Origin of the sequence: Cupriavidus basilensis, assembly GCF_029335485.1 — a bacterium.
In the GTDB taxonomy this organism is placed as follows: Bacteria; Pseudomonadota; Gammaproteobacteria; order Burkholderiales; family Burkholderiaceae; genus Cupriavidus; species Cupriavidus basilensis_E.
Genome location: NZ_JARJLM010000326.1, coordinates 1 through 5,150, shown reverse-complemented (window position 1 = coordinate 5,150; position 5,150 = coordinate 1). Strand labels below are relative to the sequence as shown.

Genomic DNA, 5,150 nt, shown 5'->3' with positions numbered 1-5,150 from the left:
GCCTGGCTGCTCAACCACTTCTATCGCCATCTCGTTGCCAACTTCGAGCCGGCAAGAAGGATGGAGTCGCTCGCGGATGCACGGCAGGCCTTGGGATCCGAGGCCATACCGGAATGGGTTGTGGCCCGTTTCGCTTCTTCGGCGAAGGCGGGCAGCGGCGCAGCGGCAACGCCGCTTCCGCTTGCGCCCGTGGTCTGGGTCGATCCCGCCGATCCGCAGCTGCTGGCCTTGGAAGCCCGGCTCGTCGAATTCCTGATGTCGCGCGAAGGCACGGCCCTGGCCGGCAAGCTCGACCGCATCAACTGCCCGCAGGCACTGGCGCTGTGGGACAGGGAACACGCCGAGATGGCCATGCGTATCGAGCGTGGCTACCGCCAGAGCCAGCCCGAGGCGCTGCGCACCTTGCTGCCGACGCCGAATGGCGTGTTCGTGGAGTTCCTGCCGGATAGCGCGTCGCTGCGTGCCGAAATGGCCTTCGAAAGCTATGTCATGCGGCATTGCCTGGGACAATTCGCCGACCGGCGCGAGCTGGCCGGTGGCTACGGCGAGCGGTATGCCGAAGCGGTGGCGCACCGGCGGATGCGCTTGCTGAGTTTCCGCGATGCCGGCGGGCAGCCGCATATCACGATCAGCGTGGATGTCCTGGCCAATGGCGCGCTCGCCATCGACCAGGTCAAGGGCAAGCAGAACCGGCCGCCCATCGACCGCTACGTCGAAGACGTGCTGGCCTGCCTGAATGCGCTGGATACCGTCGAGGAAACGCCGGCCGACTGCATCGCCATCGGCGTGGTGCGCACGCCGGCAGGCTGGGAGCGCATTGAAAACGTGACCGATGCGGCAACCCAGACCCGCCTGGTTGCGCGCCATCCGCAGCTCTTCGTCAGGCTGCGCTCGCCGACGCCGATGGTGGAGTGGCTGGTCGCCGCGCGCCAGCCGGGCTTGCTGGCGGAGCGTCCGCCACGGGCGGCGGCGGTCGGCTATGCCGCCAGGCAGGCGCTGATGAAGAACGGAGACGGTCCCGGCCTGCATGGCATTGCCCCGGGTGTCGCCACCGAAGGCGTGCCATGGCCGGAACTGTCGCTATCGCGGGCGGCGGAAATCATGGCATTGCAAGCGGGGCAGCAATCGGGTTCGCAATGGGGTTCGCAACCGGGATGGTAATGGAGCATCGAAGCTGATGAACGTCTTCTACCTGCTTCTCGGGGGCTTTGTGCTGTGGCGGGTCTACCGTTACCTGCGCCCCTTGCGTCCGGCCGTTTTCACCCCGCGCAAGCAATGGGCATTGACCCTGGCGCAGCCCATGGTCGATGCCACGGGCATGACCGGCTTCTTCGACCCTGCGTCCGACCATATGACGGACAATGCGCGCGAGTTCTTCCGCGTGCAATTGCTGCACCAGATGGAATTCCGCGCCAACGCAACGGATGACGAGGCGCGCCAGCATCTGGCCCAGGTATTCGAGTCGCGATGGTTTCGCGCCGATCTGCATGCGCTGTTGCCGACCGACGATCCTCGCGCCGCGCTGGCGTTCGCCTGCGTCCGGATGGCGTTCTTCGCTCGCAACGTCATGTTGATGGGGTGGGTCGAACCCATGGCCGCATGGCGCGTGCTGTTGCTCAATGCCCAGCGCGCGCAGGACTGCTTTGCCAGCTGGGAGGACTTCGGGCATGCCTTTATCGCCGGCCGCCAGCAATGGGTCGCGGCATTCCGGGCGGACCCCTTGGGCAAGCCTTTCGACGAGGCGGCCTTGCGCCAGTTGCTGGCCCCGCCGAAAGGGGTCTGGGCGACGCTGGCATGGCCGGTCCTGCCGGCATTCAGCCCGCAGCCGCTGTGAGGCTGGCGCGGCCCCTCAGGCCTGCGCCGCCGTCATCTCCACGGATCGCCCGCGGCGGCGCTCCGAACGCCAGCAGGCCGGGTCCGCAGCCGTTCCCGGCAAGCCTCAGGTACGCCGCCACACCGGCGAATCGGCCACCACCACCCTGCGCGGCAGGATTTTCTGGCTGCCGAAGGCATCGGCAATACGTTGCTGCTCGTCGAGCGAAGCGGCGTCCACGGTCTGCACCTGGTAGGTGCGGCGGCGATTGGCCGCTTCCACGGTGGGCGCGTCGAGCCCGATGAGCGGCGCGTGCCATTGCGCGGCGGCAGCGGGATGTTGCTTGACCCATTCCCCGGCACGCCGCAGTTCGTCGTAGACCGCCGCCAGCACGGCGCCATGCCGCTGCGCATAGGGCGTGGCGGCCAGGTAGAAGCGCCGGTAGCTGGACAGCCCCTTGCCGTCGCGCAGGATGCGCGCATTGGCCTGGCGCTGCACCGCCGCCAGGAAAGGGTCCCAGATCACCCAGGCAGCCACGCTGCCGCGCTCGAATGCGGCGCGCGCGTCGGCCGGGCTCAGGTAGGCGGGCTCGATGTCGCGGATCGACAGCCCGGCGCCGGCCAGCGCTTCGAGCAGCAGGTAATGCGCGCCGGCGCCCTTGGCGAAGGCGATGCGCTGGCCCTTGAGTTGCGCGATTTCCCTGATCGGGGAGTCTTGCCGCACGACGATGGCCTGCGCCTCGGGCGAGGGCGTTTCGATGGCGTAGTAGGTCAGGTTGGCGCCCGCGGCAAGCGCGAAGGGCGGCACAGCGTCGGCCACGTCCGCGCTCAGGTCCAGATTGCCGATGTTGAGGGATTCGAGCAGCGGCAGGCCGGAGGTGAATTCATACCATTGCACCGACGCGCCCAGCGGCGCCAGCGCCTTTTCCAGCGTCTCGCGCGACTTGAGCAGGATCATCAGCGTCGACGATTTCTGGAAGCCGATGCGCAGCGTGTGCCTTGCCGTCTGCGCGTGCAGCGGCAGCGCCGCCATGCCCGTGGCGATCATGCCTCCCGCCACGATCCGCCGCCGCCGCTTGTCGAGGCCCTTCGCCATTGCCATTCCTCCAGTGCATTCATAGGTGCGATGAGCGCACAGGGTAGGTCAGCTCGCGGCGGCCGGGAAGGAAGAAATCCGCGCTTGCTTATGCGGGGAGATGTCTGGCCTTGGCCGCGCCAGTACGCATGGTGCGCATGGTGCGCATGGCTTCTTACTTCTGATGTTAGCAACGTTACCTTGATGTTTCTGGTTCCAAAAGTAGAATCGTGTATCAATATTCGCGTTTTTCCGCGTGCGGTTTCACGGCAAGCATGCCGGGCCGCTGTCTTCTCGTGTATTTCAAGCAAGGGAATTAATCGATGCGCCCATCGCACGGCGCGCGGAGAGGTGTCGCCGTTTATTTGAAAGATACGATTTAAATGACGGGTAGTTTTTTTGCGGACGGATTTATTGCAACACCATAAATAATGATCAACGCGGAGCCGATCGAAGCCGGCGCACCGGCCGCAAGCTCCGCCCCCCCAAAGGAGGCACGACGTATCATGGCGCAAGCAATGGGACTCAAGGTTCGCCGCTCGCTCGAGGCGTTGCAGGACGACTACATGCGGGGCGACAAGAAGCCGCTGGAAGATCTGATGCGCGCGTGGAAGGGAATCAAGGAACTGCCTCCCGACGATCCGCGTTCCTTCTTCATGCTCGGTGGCTTTCACGGCGAACCGTTCCGCGGCGCGGGCTGGGGGAATTCCTCCTACTGGGGTGGCTATTGCAACCACGGCAACATCCTGTTCCCCACCTGGCACCGGGTCTATCTGGTCAAGCTGGAGGCTGCCTTGCAGAGCATCGAGGGGTGCGGGGATGTCATGCTGCCCTATTGGGATGAGACCAGCGAGGCATCGCTGAAGCACGGCATTCCATGGGCGCTGACACGGGAAAACTTCACGCTCGACGGCGAGAAAATCCCCAATCCATTGCGCTCCTTCGTTTTCAACAAAGGCATTACCGACAATATCAACGGCGACGACCCGAACTACAGCAAGCCAAGTGGCTACGAAACGGTTCGCTATCCTTTATCGGGCCTTGTCGGTACCAGGCAGGACCGGGCCAGGACCGAGAAGCACAACGCCAGGTATCCCAGTCACGAGGAGAATGTGCACCTTCTCAATCGCAATGTGGTGAACTGGCTGACTTCGTATATCGTGGTGAACGGAAGGGTCATTCCCACCAACGTGAAGGCCAAGTACGCCGCTTGCCTGGATGCGCCCAACTACACGGTCTTTTCCAATACCACGTCGGCAGCGCAATGGAACGAGGACCGCGCCGCCGGCAGCGCGCCCATTGTCCCGCTGGAGTCCCCGCACAACAGCATCCACCTGGCTGTTGGAGGGTACGACGTGCCTGGCGGTCCGAACGCGGGCGACTTTTCCCCCATCGAAGGCGCCAACGGCGACATGGGCGAGAACGATACGGCAGGACTGGATCCCATTTTCTACTTCCACCATTGCTTTGTGGATCGCGTGTTCTGGTTATGGCAGAAGCGCAACGGCTTTACCGACCACCTCGAGGTCATGGCGGAATATCCGGGGACCAATTCGGTGGACAACCAGGGGCCGACCCCCGGGACGCAGCCCAATTCCTGGTTGACGCTGGCGTCGCCGCTCGACCCCTTCAAGAAGAACGAGGACGGCAAGGAGCGGCCCTATACGTCGCTCGATTGCATCAATATCGAGACGCAGCTGGGCTTCACCTATGGCCCCGGCTCGCTGGAAGACCAGCCGAAAGCGCTGCTTGAGAGCGAGGCCGCCGCGGGTGACAGCCGCAACGTGATCCAGGTGTCCGGGATCAATCGGGCACCGATCCGCGGCTCGTTCCTGGTGACCGCCTACGCCACGATCGACGGCAAGAGATATCCGGTAGGGACGGAGGCCGTGCTGAGCCGCTGGAGCGTGCAATATTGCGCGAACTGCCAGACGCATCTTGAAGTGAGGGCGTTCTTCCCGCTGCATGGGTTCAGGGCGGAGTCGGTGCAGGCTGCCAGTTTCGAGGTGGAGATCCGTACGCGCGATGGCGTGCTCAGGCAGGGTCAGCCGCTGGCGGCCGCGGCCACGGCGGGTGGCAGGAATCTGTTTCGGGTTGAGTTGAGATAGGCGTTAAGGGGGAGGCGGTAGCCGCGCGACGGCTGGAGGCTGTTGCGCGGCTGTGGCCTTAATGGCTGTTTAAAAAATGGAGCTGCGTGGTTGCCTGTTTTTGTCTCGGGGTTTTGTAGGGATCTGATTTAGGGTTGCAGGGCCTAAAGGCGGAG

Annotated in this window: 4 protein-coding genes; 3 read left to right on the top strand and 1 reads right to left on the bottom strand. The window is 64.3% G+C overall.

The window, feature by feature from the left end:
• Positions 1-1,161 (top strand): hypothetical protein (locus P3W85_RS19335; protein ID WP_276265980.1); only part of this gene is annotated, 1,161 nt, incomplete at its 5' end.
• A gap of 16 nt (positions 1,162-1,177) precedes the next feature.
• Positions 1,178-1,834, top strand: coding sequence for a DUF1266 domain-containing protein (locus P3W85_RS19330; RefSeq protein WP_276265979.1), 657 nt, complete (start codon positions 1,178-1,180; stop codon positions 1,832-1,834).
• 105 nt (positions 1,835-1,939) lie between these two features.
• On the opposite strand, the gene P3W85_RS19325 is transcribed toward P3W85_RS19330, so the two are convergent.
• A complete protein-coding gene (locus P3W85_RS19325) occupies positions 1,940-2,908 on the bottom strand; it encodes an aliphatic sulfonate ABC transporter substrate-binding protein (RefSeq protein WP_430869572.1) in 969 nt (322 codons plus the stop codon).
• Between the two features lie 485 nt (positions 2,909-3,393).
• Here P3W85_RS19325 and P3W85_RS19320 point away from each other — a divergent pair, with 485 nt between their 5' ends.
• Entirely contained in the window at positions 3,394-4,995 is a 1,602-nt protein-coding gene (locus P3W85_RS19320) for a tyrosinase family protein (protein ID WP_035813128.1), read from the top strand.
• The last annotated feature ends 155 nt before the right edge of the window (positions 4,996-5,150 follow it).